Genomic DNA, 19,249 nt, shown 5'->3' on the forward strand with positions numbered 1-19,249 from the left:
TCCTTATCCCGTCAGGCTTTCCAGGTCGCGGATCAGTGCGTCGTCCACCGGCGGCAGGGCCAGTGCCTGGCGCTGGATCGCCTTGGCCCGGCGGCGGAACCCGGGTTCGGCGAGCACCCGCCGGCAGGCGTCGGCGACCTCACCGGGGGTCAGCGCGGTCCAGTCGAGCTTGATCGAGATGCCCAGGTCGGTGCAGCGCTGGGCCACGTCGAAGGCGTCGAACAGCAGGGGCACCGACACCATCGGCACGCCGTTGGCCAGCGCCATCCGCACCGTGGACGGGCCGGAGTGGGTCAGCACCAGGTCCGCGCAGCGCACCAGCAGCGCCTGCGGCACCCATTCGGCCAGGTGCACGTTGGGCGGCACCGCGTCCCGCGCGACCGGGGCGTCGGTCTCCCAGTCAGCCGCCTTGCCGGTGGACACGATCGCGGTGCAGTCCAGCTCACCGAGTCCGGCGATCACCGTGGACAGCGGTTTGGCGTACTCGGGCAGAGTGGCGGCCGCGGTGCCGAAACTGGCGTAGACCAAGGGTTTGTCCGGGTCCAGCTCGGTGATCCAGTCCGGCAGGTGCTGGCCGGGGCGGACCGCCTCGGGCCGGTAGTGCCGGATGTTCGGGATCGCGCTTTCCTCGGGCTGGAACTCCGCCGGGGCCAGATCCACGTGCAGGTGAGCGAAGGCGCGGCTGCCGTCGGGGTCCGGGGGCAGGTCGAGCTGGGCGCGCAGGTCGTTGAGCGCGGCGGTGACCCCGGGGACCAGGAACTTGTAGTTGTAGTCCAGCACGGCGACCGAGACGTGCGGCAGGCCGAGCTGCTCCGCGGCCAGGTAGCCGCCGAACTCGCAGGCATCCCTGATCACCAGGTCCGCCTCCCACTTCTGGATCACCTCGGCCACCTCGCGGGCCATGATCGCCGCGCCTTCGCCGCAGAACATCTCCACCATAAAGCGGGTGGTGAAATCCGCCATTTGGTCAGGGAGCACCGTCTCTTCGGCGGAATCGATGAACTCGCGGACCCAGTCCTGCCCAGCCGGGATGAACTCCAAACCCAGCTCGGAGGTGACCGGATTGCTGAAGCGTTCCGGTGCGCAGAGGGCGACCTGGTGCCCGCGCCGGGCAGCAGCGGCGGCAATCGGCGCGAGGCTCAGAATGTGGTCGTAGGCCGGTGGGGCAGTGCACAGAATACGCATGTCAGGGGGTCCCCTCGACGCGGGTGTAAATTAATTGCCGAACGGTCTTTGCCCCCAGACCTCGGCTGCCCCGAAGCTACAACCAGCGACGAGACGACGCAAGACATGCTTGCTCGGGCAATCAACCACCAATTAAGCTACACCAAGGTGATCAAGGACAATTGTCTATGATCCGCATACCGGTAACGCGGACGCAATGAGACCGGCTATTGACGCTCGTCCGATTTGACCGGTACGCTCGCCGGAGATTGCGACCCGTCGCCTATATGCGGCTGATTGTGCGTCGAGATATTGGTTATCTCGATCTGTCCGGAAGCATGTCGCCAGCGCGTGTTATGCCCTGGGGGTGTCCAGTTGCATGCCGAGCGCACATTAATATCGCCACTGGTTCGGCTGGGAAAGCGGCTGCGCCGGCGGGCGCTGCTCCTCGATCCACGCGAGGCCACCCTGGATTACCGTGGCTTCGCGGTGACCACGCAGGCCAAGCGCGAGCTGCTGGACACCGTCGGCCGGTCCTTCGTGCACGGCTACAACGCCGGGGTGGACGAACCCGATCCGCACCGGCTGGCCGAGCTGATCACCGCGGCCGTGCCCGCCGCGTACCAGGGCTTCGCCTTCGAGGGCGCGGCCATGTCCTACACCCTCCTGGACACCCTGCCGCCCGGCGGTGACCGGCTGGCCGCGCTGCTGGCCGGACCCGGGCGGCCGCACCGCTACCTGGTGCACTGCGGTGCGGGCTGGGCCTTCGCCCGGCTGCGGCTGCACCCCCGGCTGGACCGCACCGACGACACCCTGCTGGCCTGGCTGATGTTCGACGGTTTCGGCTTCCACCAGGCGTATTTCGCCGCCCCGCACAAGGTGCACGAACTCCGGCCGAGCCCGCGCTGGCGGGAGCAGCAGCGCCGGGTGTTCGACCAGGGCGTGGGCCGGGCGTTGTGGTTTGTCGAGGGCGCGGACGTGCGCCGGGTGGCCGGCCGGATCGGCGCCTTCGCCGGGAGCAGGCACGCCGATCTGTGGGCGGGCGCCGGACTCGCCGCCACCTACGCGGGCGGCGTGAGCGAGGAGGAGTACCGGCAGCTGGTCGAGCTGGCCGGTCCGTATCGCCCCGAACTGGCGCAGGGTTGCTGTGCGGCGGCGACCGCGCGGGTCACCGCGGGCCTGATCCCCGAGGGCGCCGAACGCGCCTGCGCCGTGCTGGCCGAACGCAGTGCCACCCAGGCGCACGAGCTGCTGCACGAACGACTCGCCGCCCTGTCCGGGCACGGCGAGACCCCGTCCTATCAGCAATGGCGCGCCAGCGTGCAGGACGTGTTCCGCGGTGCGCCCGTTCGAGAAGCGCGGGCCAAACGATGACTTTCCCCAACCGACGGCAGGTTCCCGGACTGGTCGCGGCCGTGGTGGTCGCGGCGCTGGCGGTGCAGACCGCGGCGCTGGCCGGCGGGCCGGGCGATGATCCCGGACTGCGCGGCCGGTTCGACTTCCAGCGGCAGCCGCTCACTTCTCAGGCGGTGGACGGCGTCCGGTTCGTGCGCGAGCTGCAGCCGGACTACAAACGGATCGAGGCGTGGGTTTCGGCCACCGGCTCGGCGGTCGCGCTCACCGACCTGGACGGCGCGGGCACCGCACGCGATGTCTGCCTGACCGACCCCCGCACCAACACCGTCACCCTCTCCCCCGCCCCTGGCACGCCACCGAGGTTCCAGCCGTTCACCCTGGAGGCCGGGCCGGTCCGGGACCGCACGATCGCGCCGATGGGTTGCCTGCCGGTGGATCTCAACGAGGACGGCCGGCTGGACCTGCTGACCTACTACTGGGGCCGCACGCCCATCGCCCACCTGCGCAAGGAATCCCAGACCGGGCTGAGCCCGGCCGCCTTCGCCGCGGTCGAGCTGCTGCCCGGCTCAACCGAACGCTGGGCGAGCAGTTCCGTGGTGGCCACCGATGTGGACGCGGACGGGCACCTGGACCTGGTGGTGGGCAACTACATGCCGGACGGCAACCGGCTGCTCGACCCCACGGTGGCACACGACGAGAAGATGGAGATGCACTCCTCGATGTCGGCCGCGGCCAACGGCGGTCGCAACCGGCTGCTGCGCTGGGCCGGGGCCAGCGGCGGGGACGCGCCGACGGTCCGGTTCGCCGACGACTCGGCCACGCTGCCGCAGGCCACCTCGTGGACCCTGGCGATCGGCGCGCACGACTTCGATCGCGATCAGCGGCCGGAGCTGTACTTCGCCAACGATTTCGGCCCGGATTACCTGCTGCGCAACGATTCCCGGCCGGGACAGGTCGCCTTCACCGTGCTGCGCGGCGAACAGGGCTTCGGCACGCCCAAGTCCAAGGTGATCGGCAACGACTCGTTCAAGGGCATGGGTGTGGCCTTCGACGACATGAACGGCGACGGGCACACCGACATCTTCGTCAGCAACCTCACCGCGCCGTTCGGCCTGCTGGAAACCCACTTCGCCTGGATCAACACCGGCCGCTGGTCACAGGACGCGCCAAGGGGAATCGCGCCGTTCGAGGACCGGGCCGACCAACTGCGGGTCTCCCGTAGCGGCTGGTCCTGGGACGCCAAGTTCGGCGATTTCGACGGCGACGGCACCCGGGAACTGGTGCAGGCCACCGGGTTCGTCACCGGCGAGACCAACCTGTGGCCGCAGGTGCAGGAACTGGCCATGGGCAACGACCTCATCCAGCGGCATGTCGGGCTGTGGCCGAATCTACCCGCGGGCGCTGATGTTTCCGGCAGGGAGCACAACGCCTTCTTCGTCCGCGGCCCCGGCACCGAGTGGACCAACGAGTCCGCCCGGCTCGGCATCGACGAACCCGGCGCGAGTCGCGGTATCGCCACCGGCGACGTGGACGGCGACGGACGGCTGGACTTCGCGGTGGCCAACCAGTACGCGGAAAGTTACCTGCACACCAACAAGTGCACCAACTGCGGCCGGATGCTCTCCTTGCAATTGCTGTTGCCGCCCAACGCTTCCTCGGGTTCGACCAAGGTCCTGCCCACCGGACCGGGCCAGCTGGGCTCCCCCGCCGCCGGCGCCACGGCGAGCCTGCGGCTGCCGGACGGCCGGGTGCTGCGGCAGGAGGTGGACGGCGGCAACGGGCACGCCAGCGTGAGCAGTCCGGTGCTGCACTTCGGCCTCGGCGGCATACCAGACAACACGGACCTGCCGGTCGAACTGGCCTGGCGGGACCGCACCGGAACGGTCCAGCGCGCCACCGTCACGGTGCGCCCCGGCCGCCACACCGTCGTACTGGGGGCGTCGTGAGCACACCGAGGGACCGGGACTCCATCCCGCCGTTACGCCGACACCTGCTGACCATCGCCTCCATCATTCCCCCGCCGGACAAGCGGATCTCGGCGCTGCGCCGGTTCGCCACCTCGATCACCATCTTCACCATCCTCGGCTACCTCTGGCTCGGCTTCGAGGCATCCGCCGCACAGATCGCCGTGTTACTCGGCACCGCCTACGCCCTCGAACTCGGCCTGGAATCGCTGGAGGCGTGGGCCAACGGGTTCCGGCCGCGTTTCCTCGGCGGCGGAGTGCTCGGGTTCGTCAACTTCATGCTGCCCACACACATCACCGCGCTCTCCCTCGGCCTGCTGATCTACACGGGCAACCTGCTGTGGCCCTACGCCTTCGCCGCGGCACTGGCCATCGGGTCCAAGTACATCCTGCGGGTGCGGATCAACGGGAAGCTACGGCACTTCCTCAACCCGTCCAACCTGGCCATCGCGGTAGCGCTGACCGTGTTCCCCACGGTGATCGGCCCGGCGCCGATGTACCACTTCACCGCGCACGTCTCCGGCGCGCTGGACTGGATCATCCCGCTGATCCTGGTCGCCTTCGGCACCCTGCTCAACGTCAAGCTCACCCGCAAGGGCCCGCTGATCGCGGCCTGGCTACTCGGCATGGCCGCCCAGGCGGTGCTGCGCGGACTGCTGTTCCCCGAGGAGAACTCGATCCTGTCCGGGCTCGGACTGATGACCGGCACCGCGTTCCTGTTGTTCACCAACTACATGATCACCGACCCCGGCACCTCGCCGACCGGGAAGTGGCAGCAGGTGGCCTTCGGGCTCGGCTCGGCCGCGGTCTACGGCGTGCTGGTCAGCTCCGGCGTGGTGTTCGGGCTGTTCTACTGCATCGCGATCGTGTGCGCGATCCGCGGCGCCTACCACTGGAGTCTGGACCTGTCCGCGCGATCGAAGGCCAAGGCAAGCGAACCGCTGAAGGTGGTGCAGGCGCCCAGCCGCAACGGCCGCGCGGGTGTGCTGGAGAAGACCGATGCCTGAGTCCATCGCGGTCATCGGGCTGGGCTGCCGCTATCCGGACGCGGACAGTCCGCGGGAGCTGTGGGAGAATGTCCTTGCCCAGCACCGTTCCTTCCGGCGCATACCACCGGAACGGTTGCCGCTGGCCGACTATCACCACACCGATCCGACCGCGCCGGACAAGTTCTACAGCCCGTACGCCGCGGTGCTGGCCGACTACGCCTTCGACCGGCTGCGGCACCGGGTCAGCGGCGCGACCTTCCGCGCGGTGGACACCACGCACTGGCTCGCGGTGGACGTGGCCGAACGCGCGCTCGCCGACGCGGGATTCGCTGCGCTGGCAGTGGATCCGGACCGGGTGGGCGTGGTCGTGGGCAACACGCTCACCGGCGAGTTCTCCCGCACCGCGGCCCTGCGGCTGCGCTGGCCGTACGTGCGCGGGCGGGTGGACGCGGTACTGCGCCGCGGCGGCTGGGCGCCCGACACCCGGGCGGAACTGCTGAGCGAGCTGGAAATCGAGTACAAGGCGCCGTTCGAGCCGATCGGCGAGGAATCCCTGGCCGGTGGGCTGTCCAACACCATCGCCGGCCGGGTCTGCAACACCTTCGACCTGCACGGCGGCGCCTGGACGGTGGACGCGGCCTGCGCCTCCTCACTGCTCGCGGTGATCAACGCCGCCGAGACACTGACCCGTGGCGATGTGGACGTCATGCTCGCCGGTGGCGTCGACCTGAGCCTGGATCCGTTCGAGCTGGTGGGTTTCGCCAAGGTCGGTGCACTGGCCCCGCGGCTGATGCGGGTCTATGACCAGGATTCCGAGGGCTTCTGGCCCGGCGAAGGCTGCGGATTCGCTGTGCTGGCAAGGGAAGAAGACGCCCGCCGGTGGGGTGCCAGGGTGTACGCGGTGCTGCGCGGCTGGGGCGTGTCCTCGGACGGACGCGGCAGCATCACCCGCCCCGAACAACGCGGCCAGGCCCTGGCAGTGCGCCGCGCCTATGCCAGGGCCGGGTACGGCAGCGACACCGTGGGCCTGTTCGAGGGCCACGGCACCGGCACCGCGGTCGGTGACGCGATCGAGTTGGCCACCCTCACCGAGGCCCGCCGCAGCGCCGATCCGGCCGCGTCCCCGGCGGTGATCGGCTCGATCAAGGCCAACATCGGGCACACCAAGGCCGCCGCCGGGATTGCCGGACTACTCAAGGCGATCATGGCCGTGCACGAGCGCACCCTGCCGCCGGTCACCGGCTGCGACACCCCGCACGAGCTGCTCACCGGCACCGATCCCCAACTCCGGGTGCTCCGCGAACCCGAGGCGTGGGCGCCGGAGTTGTTGCCCCGCGCGGGAATCAGCGCGATGGGGTTCGGCGGGGTGAACACCCACCTGACCCTGGAAGGCACGCCCACGCCACGGCGCAGCGTGCCAATGGCCCGGCAGCGGGTGCTCGCCCGCACCCCGCAGAGCGCCGAGATCATCCCGTTCGCCGCCCCCGATCTCCGTGTGCTGGCCGAGGACATCGACCGGCTGCGCGCGCAGACCGAGCACCTCAGCTTCGGCTCGTTGCGGGACCTGGCCATCCTGCGCTGCTCCACCACCAGGGCCGGACAGCCGGTGCGCGCGGCGATCGTGGCCGACACACCGTTCCGTTTGGACGATCAACTGGATCGGCTGCGGTCCTGGCTCAACGCGGGTCACACCCGGATCGACGCCGCCGCCGGGGTGTTTTTCGGGCAACCCCAACGGATCCCGCGCATCGGCTTCCTCTTCCCCGGCCAGGCAGCGCCGGTCTACCTCGGCGGCGGAGTGCTGCGCCGCCGCTTCGAGCAACTCGCCGAGCTGTACCCGGACGCACCGGGATCCGCCGTGGGCGACCGCACGGACACCGCGCTCGCGCAGCCCTCGATCGTGCGCGCCGCGCTGGCCGGGGCCGCTGCCCTGACGGAACTGGGCATCCACGCGGACGCGGTGCTCGGGCACAGCATTGGCGAGCTGGCCGCGCTGTGCTGGGCGGGCGCCACCGCCCCGCACAGCGCGGTGGACCTGGCCGCCGTACGTGGCCGCGCCACCGCCGAGCACTCCGCCAAGGGCGGTGCGATGGCCGAACTGGCCGCCGACGAGGACGTGGTGGCCCGGCTGGTGGACGACCTGCCAGTGACCATCGCGGCACTCAACGCGCCGGACCGGATCGTGCTCGCGGGCGCGGCCCCGGCGATCGAGGCCGCCTGCATCCGGGCCCGGGCCAGGGGATTCCGCGCCACCCGGCTGCCGGTCAGGCACGCCTTCCACTCCCCGCTGGTCGCCGAGGTGGCCCGGCAGTTCGCCACCGACCTCGCGGGTGTCGCCTTCGCTCCGGTGCGGCCCGGCATGATCTCCACCGTGCTCGGCGGCGAACTGCCCCCGAACATCAACCTCGCCGCCTATCTGGCCGGGCAGATCACCTCACCGGTGCGGTTCAGCGCCGCCCTGCACCAGCTCGCCGACCGCTGCGACCTGCTCCTGGAGGTAGGTCCCGGCGCACTGCTCACCGGACTGGCCACCGCGCAGGTCGATCTGCCGGTGGTGGCCACTGACTGCGGTGGCGAGGACATCCGCGGCTTCCTCACCGCGGTCGCCGCCGCGCACGTGCACGGCGCCGAGGTGGCCCTGGCCGGACTCGCCGCGGGCCGGGTGCAACGGACCGCCGATCCATTGCGCCGCCCCGGTTTCCTGGCCAACCCGTGCGAACTGGTCCCCGCGGACCTGCCTGGCGAGTCCGCCCCGATCCTGCTGCCGACACCTCGGTCCGCACCCGAAGAGTCCACTGTGGACACTGCGGGCGATCCGTTCACCGTGGTGCGCGCGCTGGTCGCCAAACACGTCGAACTGCCGGTGGACTCCCTGGAACCCACCCACCGGATGCTCGCCGACCTGCGGCTCAACTCGATCACCGTGGCCGAACTCGCCGGACTCGCCGCGCGGGCCCTCGGCGTGGCCCCGCCCGCGGTGCCCACCGACCTGGCCGACGCCTCCCTGGCCGAGTTCGCCGAGGTGCTCGCGCAGCAGCCACCCGCCGACGCCGAACTGGACACCCCGCCGCCGGGTGTCGCCCCCTGGGTCCGCACCTTCGGCGTGCGCTGGCAATCCATTGCGGCGGCCACCCGGGTACCGGAGATCACCTGGACCGTGCTGGCCGAGGACGGCGACCTGCTCGCCCCTGCCCTCGCCGCCGCCTTCCCGAACACCGCCGGGACCCCGGGTTTCCTCATCCACACCAGGGGCGCCCGCACCCACGAAGCCGCGCACTGGCTGGTAGACGCTGTGCAGCAGGCCATCCAGACCCCGGCCCGGATCGCCATCCTGCACCACGGCGAGGCCGGTGGCCTCGGCCGCTCCCTGGCCCTGGAACAGCCCGGCCGCCCGGTCCGCCTAATCGAGATCCCGGCCGCGCCCAGCGCCCAGGTACTGGCCCTGGCCCAGGCCGAAGCCGCCCAGGGCCACGGTTTCGCCGAACGCCGGATCGACCAGGCAGGCCACCTCACCGAACCCGTGCTCCGCCCGCACCCGGCCGGCCGCGTGCCCAAGGCCCCGCCGCTGACCGGCAACGACGTGCTGCTGGTCCCCGGCGGCGGGCGCGGCATCGGCGCGGAAAGCGCCCTCGCCCTGGTCGCGGACAACGACGCCGCGGTCGCCGTGCTCGGCCGCGCCGACCCCGCCGAGCACCCCGAGGTCGCGCTCACCCTGGACCGGCTGCGCGCCGGCGGGCGGCGGGTCCGCTACCTGCGCGCCGACGTCACCGACGCGGACGCGGTCAAACACGCCATCGACGAGATCGGCACCGACCTGGGCCCGGTCACCGCCGTGCTGCACGCCGCAGGCGCCAACCGGCCCTGCGGACTGTCCACATTGGACGCCCCCGCGGTCAGCGCCACCCTGGCGCCCAAGGTGGACGGCCTGCGCAACATCCTGGACGCGGTCGAACCCGGCTGTCTGCGCCTGGTCATCGGCTACGGTTCGATCATCGGCCGGATCGGCATGGCCGGCCAGGCCGACTACGCGCTGGCCAACGACTGGCTCGGCCTGGAGATCGCCGCCGCCGCGGAACGGTTGCCCGGCTGCCGGTTCCTGAACATCGAATGGTCGGTCTGGTCCGAGATCGGCATGGGCGCGCGGCTGGGCAGCGTGACCGCGCTCGCCACGGCCGGAGTGGACGCGATGCCACCGCAGACCGCCACCCGCGTGCTGCGCGAACTCCTTGCCACACCAGGAGAAGCCACCAGCGTGGTGGTCACCGGCCGGTTCGGATTCCCGCCGACAGCCAGCACCGGCGCACGCGAGTTACCGCTGACCCGGTTCCTGGAACGGCCGCGAGTGCACTACCCGGCGGTGGAACTGGTCTGCGACAGCGACCTCACCGTGCCCAGCGACCCGTACCTGGCCGATCACGCGCTGGCTGGAACCTGTTTGCTGCCAGGCGTTCTCGGCCTGGAGGCGATGGCTCAGGCGGCCACCGGACTGCGTGGCGGCGAGGTCACCGGGTTCACCGGGGTCGAGCTGACCCGGCCGGTCACCGTGCCCAGCGACGGCGGCCGGGTGCTGCGGGTGGCAGCCCTGGACCAGCCGGACGGCCGGATCGAGGTCGTGGTGCGCGCCGACGACACCGCCTACGCCGTCGACCACTTCCGCGCGCTGCTCACCGTGGCCCCGGAACTCCAGCCACACCAAGGTTTCGAGCCAGCGCCGACCGCCGGGCCACCGGTCGAACTCGACCTCGGCCGCGATGTCTACGACCGGCTGCTGTTCCACCACGACAACCTGCGCCGGGTCCGGGCCTACCGGGAACTGCGCGCCCGGCGGTGTGTGGTGGAGATCGACGCCCGCCCCGGCGACACCTGGTTCGGCGAGTTCCAGCCCCAGCACCTGCTGCTCGGCGATCCGGGCGCCAGGGACGCCTTCATCCATGCCCTGCAAGCCTGTGTGCCACACCGGCGCTGCCTGCCCGAACGGATCGACCGGATCACCCGCCACCGCCCACTGGCCGGCCGCCTCATCGTGGACGCGGTGGAAACCGGCCGGGACGCGGACACCATCACCGTTGACCTGGTCGTACGCGAACGCTCCGGCGCGATCTGCGAAACCTGGACCGGCCTGTCCCTGCGCGCCATCGGCCCCCTCGACACCCAGTCCCCCTGGCCGGCCGCCCTGCTCGGCCCCTACCTGGAACGCAGGCTGGACGACCTGCTCGGCCTGGGCCGGATCGGCCTCGGCGTGGCCACCGGCGACCGCGCACCCTCCGGCCTGGCCGCCGCCGCCCGCGCCGCCGGCCGGGACCTCGACCTCCGCCACCGCGCCGACGGCAAACCCCTCGCCCCCGGCACCGAGATCTCCCTTGCCCACCAAGGCGATCTGACCCTCGCGGTGGTCGCGGACAACCCACTCGGCTGCGACCTGGAAGCCGTCCGCCCGCGTACCCGGGAAGCCTGGACCGACCTGCTCGGCCCGGACCGGCTGCGGGTGGCCGAACAACTCGCCGAAGACCTCGACACCGCCGCCACCCGGCTCTGGTGCGTGCTCGAATGCACCCGCAAAATCGGCCGCACCCCCGGGATTCCCCTCCTGCGGTCCACCATCGACGACTGGGCACTGTTCACTGTGGACGGTCACCGCTGCGCCACCACCCTGCTCCGGGTACGCGGAATCGACCACCCGCTGATCTGCGCGGTACTCGAACCGGAGGCGCCGTGATGGACCTCCCCGCCTTCGAGCACCGGCACCTGGTGACCTTCGAGGAGACCAACGCGCTCGGCAACGTCTACTTCACCCATTACCTGCGCTGGCAAGGACAATGCCGCGAACTGTTCCTGCGCACCCGCGCACCCGAGGTGCTGGCCGAACTCGGCGAGCGCACCCTGCTGGTCACCACGCACTGCTCCTGCGACTACTACGCCGAACTGCACGCCTTCGACGAGGTGCTGATCCGGATGCGCGTCGGCGAGGTGACGCAGCACCGGCTCACCCTGCTCTTCGACTACCTGCGCGACGGCCAGCCGGTCGCCCGCGGCAGGCAGGGCCTGGCCTGGTTCACCCGGGACGGCGACCGGCCCCGGCCCCGGCCGGTGCCCGCCGCGCTGATCACCGCCGTGGCCGCGGCGGTGGCCGCCTACCAGCGCAACGGAATCCCGCCCGAAACTTCGCCGTCCGGCGGAGGTGCGCACAACCCGACAATGGAGGACAACGATGGTCACACGATTACGTGAGCGGACCACGACGAGCGTGGACGAGCGGATCGCCGCAGCCCTGACCCACATGCAGCCGCGGGTGCTGCTGGGCAACGGCCAGCTCGGCTACCGGACCACGGTGGAGACCACCATCGACGTGGTGCTCGGCGACGGCAGCGACCCCGCCGCCCCGCGCGAGCAGATCAAGCTCACCTCCCTGGAGAGCGAGATCGCGATCCCGGACCCCGTGCTGCTCAGCGACGGCAGCCTGCGGTTCGACTGGGAGACCTACCGTTTCATCACCACCGGGGTCAGCACCGTGCTCTTCGGCACGGACACCCCGATCCGGATCCTGATGGGCCGCGGCGTCGACCCGATGATCCGGCCCACGCTGGGTCACTGCCTGGTCCCGGCCGACATCACCTTCGGCTCGGTGCCGGTGCCGTGCGTCTCCGAGGTCAACCTGGTCGTGGAGACGCCGTTCGGGCGCCTGCACAACCGCGGTCCGGCGATCATGCGGGCCATGGTGACCTCGGTGCCGCCGATCGGCGAGGCGTTCATCCAGCAGGGCGTGGTCACGCTCTACAGCGAGGAAGGCGACGAGATCGCTACGAAGGAGGCGACCGCGAGCACGCTCACCGGGATCATCTCGTCCTGACCGGTGACCGAGGTCGGGCCACCGCCGGCCCGAAGATCGCGGGGCGGCCGGGCTGAGCAGCTGACGAGCTGACCGGTCTGACGCGCGATCGATCGGGAGGGCGGGTTCGCGCGTGCCAGCCTGCCCCGCGCCGCCCTCCCACCCGACGCCGAGTTGGCCCAAGTCGTACGCGTAGTTGGCCCAACTGGTCGTCCCACTTTGGCCAACTGGACGGTCCACACGTAGGGAGAGGCGGCACAGATGGAGAGCGAGACCTACGGCGAGGTGTTCGCCGAGGTGTTCGACTCGGTGTACGGCGACACCGCGCCCAAGGCCGAGATCGCCACCCTCGCCGAACTGGCCGGGCCGGGCCCCGTGCTGGAACTGGGGGTCGGCACCGGCCGGGTGGCCATCCCGCTGGCCGAGGCCGGACTGGAAGTGCACGGTCTGGACAACTCACCGCGGATGCTGGCCGCGCTGGCCGCCAAACCCGGCGGCGCGTCGATCCGGACGGTCACCGCGTTGCTGCCGGATATCCCGCTGTCCCAACGGTTCCGGCTGATCTCCTGCGTGGACAACACCTTGCTGCTGCTGCGCACCCAGGAACAGCAACTCCAGTGCGTCACCAACGCCGCCGCGCACCTGACCGAGGACGGCGTGCTGGTGCTGGAAACGTTGGGGCAACTGGATCCCAACGGGGCGGGCGCCGGGATCGTGCTCATCCACATGGGCAAGAACAGCGCGGTGCTCTGGGCCACCGAGGCAAACTCGGCCACCCAGCGGTTCAGCACCAGGGAGATCATCCTGGCCGACAACCAGGTCCGGGTGCTGCCCTTCCGCGGCAGGCTGGTCTCGCCTGCCGAACTGGACCTGATGGCGCGGCTGGCCGGCCTGCGGTTGCGCGCCCGGTGGGGTGGCTGGGGTCAGGAACCCTTCACCAGCGCCAGTTTCCTCGCGGTCTCGGTCTACGAGAAAGCCAAGCCCTAGCCCGCCGAGTTGGCCCAAGTCGTACGCCCGGTTGGCCCAACCGGGCGTCCCAGTTTGGCCAACTCGACGGCGGAGACGGAAAGGTTTCCGGTGAGCACCAGGCGGTACACGCTTCCGGTCGAGCAGACGAAGTGGTCGCTCTCGACCAGTTCCACCGTGGTCTTCGACTGGGACTACGACCCCAGCCAGGACCGGCTGCTCGGGCTCTACGAACGCGGCAAGGCCAAGCAGTGGGACGCCAACGAGCGGATCGACTGGTCGATCCCGTTCGACCCGACCTCGCCGGAACACGAACCCGACCACTACCTGCCGCTGTTCGGCTCGCCGGTCTTCGAGCGGATGACCCAGGCGGAGCGCAACGAGTACCGGCACCACGTCACCGCGTTCAACAACTCCATGTTCCTGCACGGCGAACAGGGCGCGCTGATCTGCGCGGCCCGGGTGGTGGAGACCGTGCCCGAGCTGGACGCCAAGTTCTACGCCGCCACCCAGGTGGTGGACGAGGCCCGGCACGTGGAGATCTTCTCCCGGCTGGTCCGGGAGAAGATCGAACTCGCCTACCCGATCTCGGCGCCGATGAAGGAACTGCTCACCTCGGTCCTGGAAGATCCGCGGCCGGACATCGTCCAGCTCGGCATGCAGGTGCTCATCGAGGGCCTGGCGCTGGCCGCGTTCGCGCTGGGCCGGGACTCCACCACGCACCCGCTGTTCCGCACCATCAACGCCTACGTCATGCAGGACGAGGCCCGGCACGTCGCCTTCGGCCGGATCGGGCTGCGTGATCTCTACCGGCAGCTGACCGCCAGGGAGATCGCCGAGCGGGAGGAGTTCGTGGTCGACGCCTGCCACCTGATGCGGGACCGGCTGATGGGCGAGGAGGTCTTCGAACGGCTCGGGCTGCCGGTGCGGGATTGTCTGGAGCACGTGGAGCAGTCGCCGTTCATGCGCGGGTTCCGGTCCCAGCTGTTCTCCCGGATCGTGCCCGCGGTGCAGGACATCGGCCTGTGCGGGCCGAAGGTGCGGCGAGCCTTCGAGGACATGGGCGTGCTCCAGTTCGAGGCGGTGGACCTGGACGCGACGCACGCTAGGGACGACCGGGTGGCCGATGAGGTGGAGGCCGCCGACGCCGCGCGGGTGGCCCAGGTGTCGGCGACGATCGAGGCAGGTGAGCAATAGGCCAGTTGTCTGAGTAAATGGCCAGGACGTGCGGATAAATTGTGTACACGAGTTGACTGAACAATGCGCACACGATCCGGCGAAGAGCCGATCACTGCTCGACCGGGATGTCCGTTTCGTGTAGGTTGAGCCGCGCCAAGTTTCACTCCTATCCACTGGAGGGCAGTTAATTGACGGCCGGAGACCAGAACATCGACAGCGTGCTCGCCGGCGTTGCGGTGGCTGATTTCGAAGCTGCGCAGTCCTGGTACTCGAAGCTTTTCGGACGTGAGCCCGACGTCGTGCCCACCGAGGGAATCGCGGAATGGCAGCTCGCGCCGAATGCCTGGGTGCAGCTCACCGAGAACCCGGACCGGGCGGGCAAGAGTTCGGTGGTGATCGGGGTCCGCGATCTCGCCGCACAGGTCAAGTCGGTCGAATCGGCCGGATTCACCCCGGGTGCAGTGGAGGAATACCCGGGCATCGTCAAGACGAGCACCATTTTCGACCCCGAGGGCAATGAAGTGACGTTTGTGGAGGAGTTGACCGAGTGAGTGAGGCGTCCAGCGAAGTCGCGGAAGTCCCGGTCCCGTCGATTCCGGCGGATCCGGTGTGGAACCCGATGTCGGACTACTCGTTCATGGCCGAGCACGGTGTGCGGATCGTATCGGGCTCGGGTGTCCGGGTACGCGATGATCAAGGCAACGAGTACCTCAGCGGAACCGCCGGACTGTGGAATGTGACCTGCGGGTTCGGCCATCCCGACATCCTGGACGCCATTACCAGCCAGCTGCAGAAACTCTCCTATGGCACGTTGTTCCTGTTCTCCCACGAGCCCGCCACTGCCCTCGCCCGCCGGCTGCTGTCGATCGCGCCGCCCGGCCTCACCCGGGTGCACTTCACCACCGGCGGCGCGAGCGCGGTGGAGACGGCGATGAAGGTGGTGCGCCGGTACTTCCGGCTGGTGGGACAGCCCGAACGACGGCTGATCGTGTCGCTGGACCGCTATTCCTGGCACGGCACGCTCTACGGCAGCATGAGCGTGACCGGCGAGGACATCGAACAGCGGGCCTACGGCGCCGATCTCAGCGGGGTGCGCAAGATCCCCACTCCGCGCACCGCCGACGATCCGCCCGGCGCGACCGCGCTGACCGCGTTCACCGAACTGGTCGACGCCGAGCGCGGGCGGATCGCCGCGGTCATCCTGGAACCGGTGCTGGCCTCCGGCGGGGTGATCCCGCTGCCGCCGGAGTACGTCGCCGGAGTCAGCGAACTGTGCCGGGACAACGGGATCCTGCTCATCGCCGATGAGGTGGCCACCGGTTTCGGCCGGACCGGGCGGATGTTCGGCGGCGAGCACTACGACCTGCGCCCGGATGTGGTGGTGCTGTCCAAGGGCATCAACAGCGGCTATCTACCACTGGGCGCGGCGCTGTTCAGTGAGCCGATCTTCGACGCCTTCCGGCGGGCCGGTTTGCCGTTGCTGCACGGGGAAACCCAGGGCGGCAACCCGGCGGCCTGCGCGGCCGCGATCGCCACCCTGGACGTGCTCGACCGCGAAGGACTGGTCGAGAACTCCCGCGTCGTCGGCCAGTACCTGCTCAACCGCCTGGAACCGCTGCGGTCGCGTCCGGCAGTGCGGGATGTCCGGGGCCGCGGCCTGATGATCGGCATCGAGCTGACTCCGCGTGGCGGCAAGGGTCCGGCGTCGATTCCGGAGGTGATGACCGAGGTGATCGGCTGCCGCCTGCGCGGTCTGCTGGTGCACCCGCTGCTGGCCAGTGGCGGCATCGGGCTGTTCCCGCCGCTGACACTGAGCATGGCCGAGGCCGATCAGGTGGCCGAGGTGCTCGACCAGGTCACGGCCGCCGGGTGAGCCGGTGCGCGCCGGGGAGCTGACACCGCGACTGGTGGTCGACGGCATCGCCGACGGCCCCGCACCACCGACCGGGTTCGCGGACACCGAGGAGACCTATGACCTGGTGGTGGCCGGGGCCGGGATCGCCGGTCTCGCGGCCGCCTACTTCTGGTTACGCGATATCCAGCCCGGAGCCCGGATCCTGTTGCTGGACCCGGCTTCCCAACTCGGCGGGCATGCCACCCGGCATGAGTACACTGTGGACGGTCACCGGCTGCTCGCCACCGGCGGTTCGCAAGCGCTCACCCGACCTAGCACCTACCCGGCCAGCGCCCGGGAGCTGTTGCGCGAACTGGGCATAAACACCGACCGCTTCCACGAAGCCTGTGATCCCAGGCACTACCGCCGGCACGGCGCGGGTGGCCTCGGCGTGTTCTTCCACCGCGAGCACTGGGAGCACGACCACCTCGCGGTGCTGCCACCCGGTACCAAGTGGACAGACGCCCTGGCTACCGCACCCATGCCGCCGGAAGCACGCCGCCAGCTCGGCGAACTCCTGGACCGCTGCCCGGACTGGCTCAGCGGCCGGGACCGCGCGGCCAAACTCGCCGCCCTGCGGGTCCGCACCTGCGCCCAGGTGCTCACCGACTTCGCCGACCTGCACCCTGCCGTGCACCAGTTCCTCTTACGTGCCACCGCCGTCGACTCCGGCCTGAACTTCGACCAGCATCCCGCCCTGGACGCCGCGCTGATCGGCTTCCCCGGCCTGTCCGGCCTGCGCATCGGCTACGACGGCGACCCCTGGCCCGGCTTGAGCAAGACCGGCAGGCAGTTCTGGTACAGCGAGGAAGCCCCGATCTACCGCTTCCCGGACGGCAACGCCACCATCGCCCGTGCACTGGCCCGCGCCCTGATCCCCACGCTGGCCCCGGCGGGCACCGTCGACGACCTGCTCTCAGCCACCCTGGATCTGTCTCAATTGGACAGTCCACAGCAGAATGTCCGGATCCGCTTGCACAGCAAGGTGGTCGAGGTCCGCAACACCCGCTCGGCGGTCTCTTTGGCACACACCGCGCACGGCGGCCACCACCGGGTCACCGCCAGGGCCGTGATCCTGGCCTCCTGGACCGCCGGCCTGCCCGCCATCGTGCCGGAGCTGTCCACCGCACAACGCTCCGCCGCGGCCGCCACCGGCCGCTACCCCCTGGCCTATGCCAACCTCGCCCTGCGCGACTGGAAACCCTGGCAGCGCCTGGGCATCAACCGCCTCACCCTGCCCTCGGGCCACTGGCAGCGCGGCGCCCTGGAATTCCCGGTCCACATTGGCGACCACCACCCCAGCCCCGACCCGGAACACCCGGTGCTGGCCAACTTCTTCGGCTGCTTCACCAACCCCGGCGTGCCCCCAGCGGTCGGCGCCGCCCAGGGCCGCCACTGGCTGATCAACCACGGCCCCGCCGAACTGGAAACCAGCCTGCTCGACACCCTGACCCGCATCCTCGGCCCAGCCGGATTCAACCCGGACCGCGATATCGCCGCCCTGACCGTCAACACCTGGCCACACGGCTACGCCCGCTACCTGACCCTGCCGCACGACGCCGACCGCTGGCCGGACGGCCCGGTCCCCGGCGACCTCCTCGCTCAGGGCGTCGGCCGGATCCGGATCGCGGGCGTGGACGTGGCCAACCACCCGTACCTGGACGGCGCCGTGGACACCGCGCACACCGCGGTGCACGAGCTGGCCAGGGTGGCCGGGCCGGGATCACGATGACCCCGGCCCGAGCCAGAACCCTTACACCCCAAGAACTTCCGCCGCCATCTGGGTACCCCGAACGCGGGCCTCGATCTTGGCGAAGGCGGTCTCCCGCGAGGTCGAGGTGTCATCGGCGAACGGCGCGAACCCGCAGTCGTCACAGGTGCCCAGCCGGTCCAGCGGGAGGTACTCGGCCGCCGTCAGCACGCGGTCCCGCACCTGTTCGGGGCTCTCCACCACCGGATCGATCGGATCGATCACGCCGACGAAGATCCGTTGGTTCGCTCCCGAGTGCTCGCGCACGATCTCCAACACCCGCCGCGGATCCGGCTCGCTGGCCAGTTGCAGGTAGAACGCGCCCGCGTGCAGCTGGAACAGCTTCGGCAACAGCTCGGCGTAGTCGACGTCCAGGCTGTGCACCGAATCCTGGTCGCCGCCGGGACAGGTGTGCACGCCGATCCGGGCCCGCTCCTCGACGGAAAACCGGTCCAGCACCTGGTTGTTCAAGGCGATGAAATCGTCCAGCACCCCACCGGAGGGATCCAGTTTGAGCGACAACCGCCCCTCGGTGAAGTCCAGCTGCACCGAGGCCGCACCCGCGTCCAGGCACTGCCGGATGTCCCGTTCCGCCTCATCGGCCAGTTCCGCCAGGAAGGCCTCCCGTGGATAGCCGTCGATCCCGTCCGCCGGGTAGAGCAAGCTCAGCGCCGAGGGCGCGATCACCGGCTGCTTCACCGGCAAATCGGTCAGCCCGAGCGCCTTGTTCAGGTAGGACACCGCGAACGCGCCATACCTGAACGGCCCGGCCGTCAACCGGGGCAGCTGCCGGGTGTGCCCGTCCGCGAACGGAATCACCGCCCCGTCCGGGGCCAGCGACAGCGCACCCCGCAACGGGTAGGTGGCGAAACTCGGCTTGCCCTGCTCGCCATCGGTCAGCACCGGCGAGCCGGTCTTCGCCAGCCGTTCCACGGTCTCCGCCAACGCCCGATCCACCAGAACGTCAAGCCCAGCCTGGTCAATCGTCCCCGCTGTCCACGCGGCCAGTCCGTCCTGTAGGTACTTCGGCCGCGGAATGCTGCCGATCGTCTCGGTGGGAATGGTCATGGTCGTCCTCCCGGAAAAGTGAGGCACCGCAACACAAGAAACCTAGCGAGCGCACCGCGGCTCCGGCTTCGCCCAAGCAGGGCAACAGAAGTA

Annotated in this window: 13 protein-coding genes; 11 read left to right on the top strand and 2 right to left on the bottom strand. The window is 70.2% G+C overall.

All coding sequences use genetic code 11. The features are described from left to right. Positions 1-3: 3 nt before the first annotated feature. Positions 4-1,185, bottom strand: a complete 1,182-nt coding sequence (locus MZC64_RS42685; RefSeq protein ID WP_247765196.1) for a glycosyltransferase — start codon at positions 1,183-1,185, stop codon at positions 4-6. Positions 1,186-1,539: 354 nt separating this feature from the next. On the opposite strand from MZC64_RS42685, the gene MZC64_RS42690 reads away from it, so the two are divergent. From MZC64_RS42690 to MZC64_RS42740, 11 genes are all read left to right on the top strand, one after another. Then, positions 1,540-2,538 carry a DUF1702 family protein gene (locus MZC64_RS42690; protein ID WP_247765197.1) on the top strand — a complete coding sequence of 333 codons (999 nt, stop codon included), beginning with the start codon at positions 1,540-1,542 and terminating at the stop codon, positions 2,536-2,538. After that, positions 2,535-4,466, top strand: coding sequence for a CRTAC1 family protein (locus MZC64_RS42695; protein ID WP_247765198.1), 1,932 nt, complete (start codon positions 2,535-2,537; stop codon positions 4,464-4,466). Before MZC64_RS42690 ends, MZC64_RS42695 begins: the two co-directional genes overlap by 4 nt. Then, positions 4,463-5,491, top strand: a complete 1,029-nt coding sequence (locus MZC64_RS42700; protein ID WP_247765199.1) for an enediyne biosynthesis protein — start codon at positions 4,463-4,465, stop codon at positions 5,489-5,491. Before MZC64_RS42695 ends, MZC64_RS42700 begins: the two co-directional genes overlap by 4 nt. Beyond that, positions 5,484-11,189: an SDR family NAD(P)-dependent oxidoreductase gene (locus tag MZC64_RS42705; RefSeq protein WP_247765200.1), complete on the top strand. Its 5,706-nt coding sequence runs from the start codon at positions 5,484-5,486 to the stop codon at positions 11,187-11,189. Before MZC64_RS42700 ends, MZC64_RS42705 begins: the two co-directional genes overlap by 8 nt. Beyond that, entirely contained in the window at positions 11,189-11,701 is a 513-nt protein-coding gene (locus MZC64_RS42710) for a thioesterase family protein (protein ID WP_247765240.1), read from the top strand. The genes MZC64_RS42705 and MZC64_RS42710 overlap by 1 nt, the downstream gene beginning before the upstream one ends. After that, positions 11,682-12,320, top strand: a complete 639-nt coding sequence (locus MZC64_RS42715) for a hypothetical protein (protein ID WP_247765201.1) — start codon at positions 11,682-11,684, stop codon at positions 12,318-12,320. The genes MZC64_RS42710 and MZC64_RS42715 overlap by 20 nt, the downstream gene beginning before the upstream one ends. Positions 12,321-12,560: 240 nt before the next feature. Further along, positions 12,561-13,286, top strand: coding sequence for a class I SAM-dependent methyltransferase (locus tag MZC64_RS42720; protein ID WP_247765202.1), 726 nt, complete (start codon positions 12,561-12,563; stop codon positions 13,284-13,286). A gap of 90 nt (positions 13,287-13,376) precedes the next feature. After that, entirely contained in the window at positions 13,377-14,462 is a 1,086-nt protein-coding gene (locus MZC64_RS42725; protein ID WP_247765203.1) for a diiron oxygenase, read from the top strand. A 170-nt stretch (positions 14,463-14,632) separates the two neighbouring features. After that, positions 14,633-14,995 carry a VOC family protein gene (locus MZC64_RS42730; protein WP_247765204.1) on the top strand — a complete coding sequence of 121 codons (363 nt, stop codon included), beginning with the start codon at positions 14,633-14,635 and terminating at the stop codon, positions 14,993-14,995. Further along, positions 14,992-16,317, top strand: coding sequence for an aminotransferase class III-fold pyridoxal phosphate-dependent enzyme (locus MZC64_RS42735; RefSeq protein WP_247765205.1), 1,326 nt, complete (start codon positions 14,992-14,994; stop codon positions 16,315-16,317). The genes MZC64_RS42730 and MZC64_RS42735 overlap by 4 nt, the downstream gene beginning before the upstream one ends. Positions 16,318-16,321: 4 nt before the next feature. Beyond that, complete coding sequence (locus MZC64_RS42740) at positions 16,322-18,070, top strand: NAD(P)-binding protein (protein ID WP_247765206.1); 1,749 nt, start codon at positions 16,322-16,324, stop codon at positions 18,068-18,070. Between the two features lie 21 nt (positions 18,071-18,091). On the opposite strand, the gene MZC64_RS42745 is transcribed toward MZC64_RS42740, so the two are convergent. Continuing rightward, positions 18,092-19,156, bottom strand: coding sequence for a cobalamin-independent methionine synthase II family protein (locus MZC64_RS42745; protein WP_247765207.1), 1,065 nt, complete (start codon positions 19,154-19,156; stop codon positions 18,092-18,094). Between the last annotated feature and the right edge of the window lie 93 nt (positions 19,157-19,249).

It is taken from the genome of Crossiella sp. S99.2 (assembly GCF_023094165.1).
Taxonomy (GTDB): Bacteria; Actinomycetota; Actinomycetes; order Mycobacteriales; family Pseudonocardiaceae; genus Crossiella.

Coding starts and splice junctions, on each gene's coding strand:
- MZC64_RS42685 (WP_247765196.1), bottom strand. CDS start 1,185: ATGCGTATTCTGTGCACTGCCCCACCGGCCTACGACCACATTCTGAGC.
- MZC64_RS42695 (WP_247765198.1), top strand. CDS start 2,535: ATGACTTTCCCCAACCGACGGCAGGTTCCCGGACTGGTCGCGGCCGTG.
- MZC64_RS42705 (WP_247765200.1), top strand. CDS start 5,484: ATGCCTGAGTCCATCGCGGTCATCGGGCTGGGCTGCCGCTATCCGGAC.
- MZC64_RS42710 (WP_247765240.1), top strand. CDS start 11,189: ATGGACCTCCCCGCCTTCGAGCACCGGCACCTGGTGACCTTCGAGGAG.
- MZC64_RS42715 (WP_247765201.1), top strand. CDS start 11,682: ATGGTCACACGATTACGTGAGCGGACCACGACGAGCGTGGACGAGCGG.
- MZC64_RS42720 (WP_247765202.1), top strand. CDS start 12,561: ATGGAGAGCGAGACCTACGGCGAGGTGTTCGCCGAGGTGTTCGACTCG.
- MZC64_RS42745 (WP_247765207.1), bottom strand. CDS start 19,156: ATGACCATTCCCACCGAGACGATCGGCAGCATTCCGCGGCCGAAGTAC.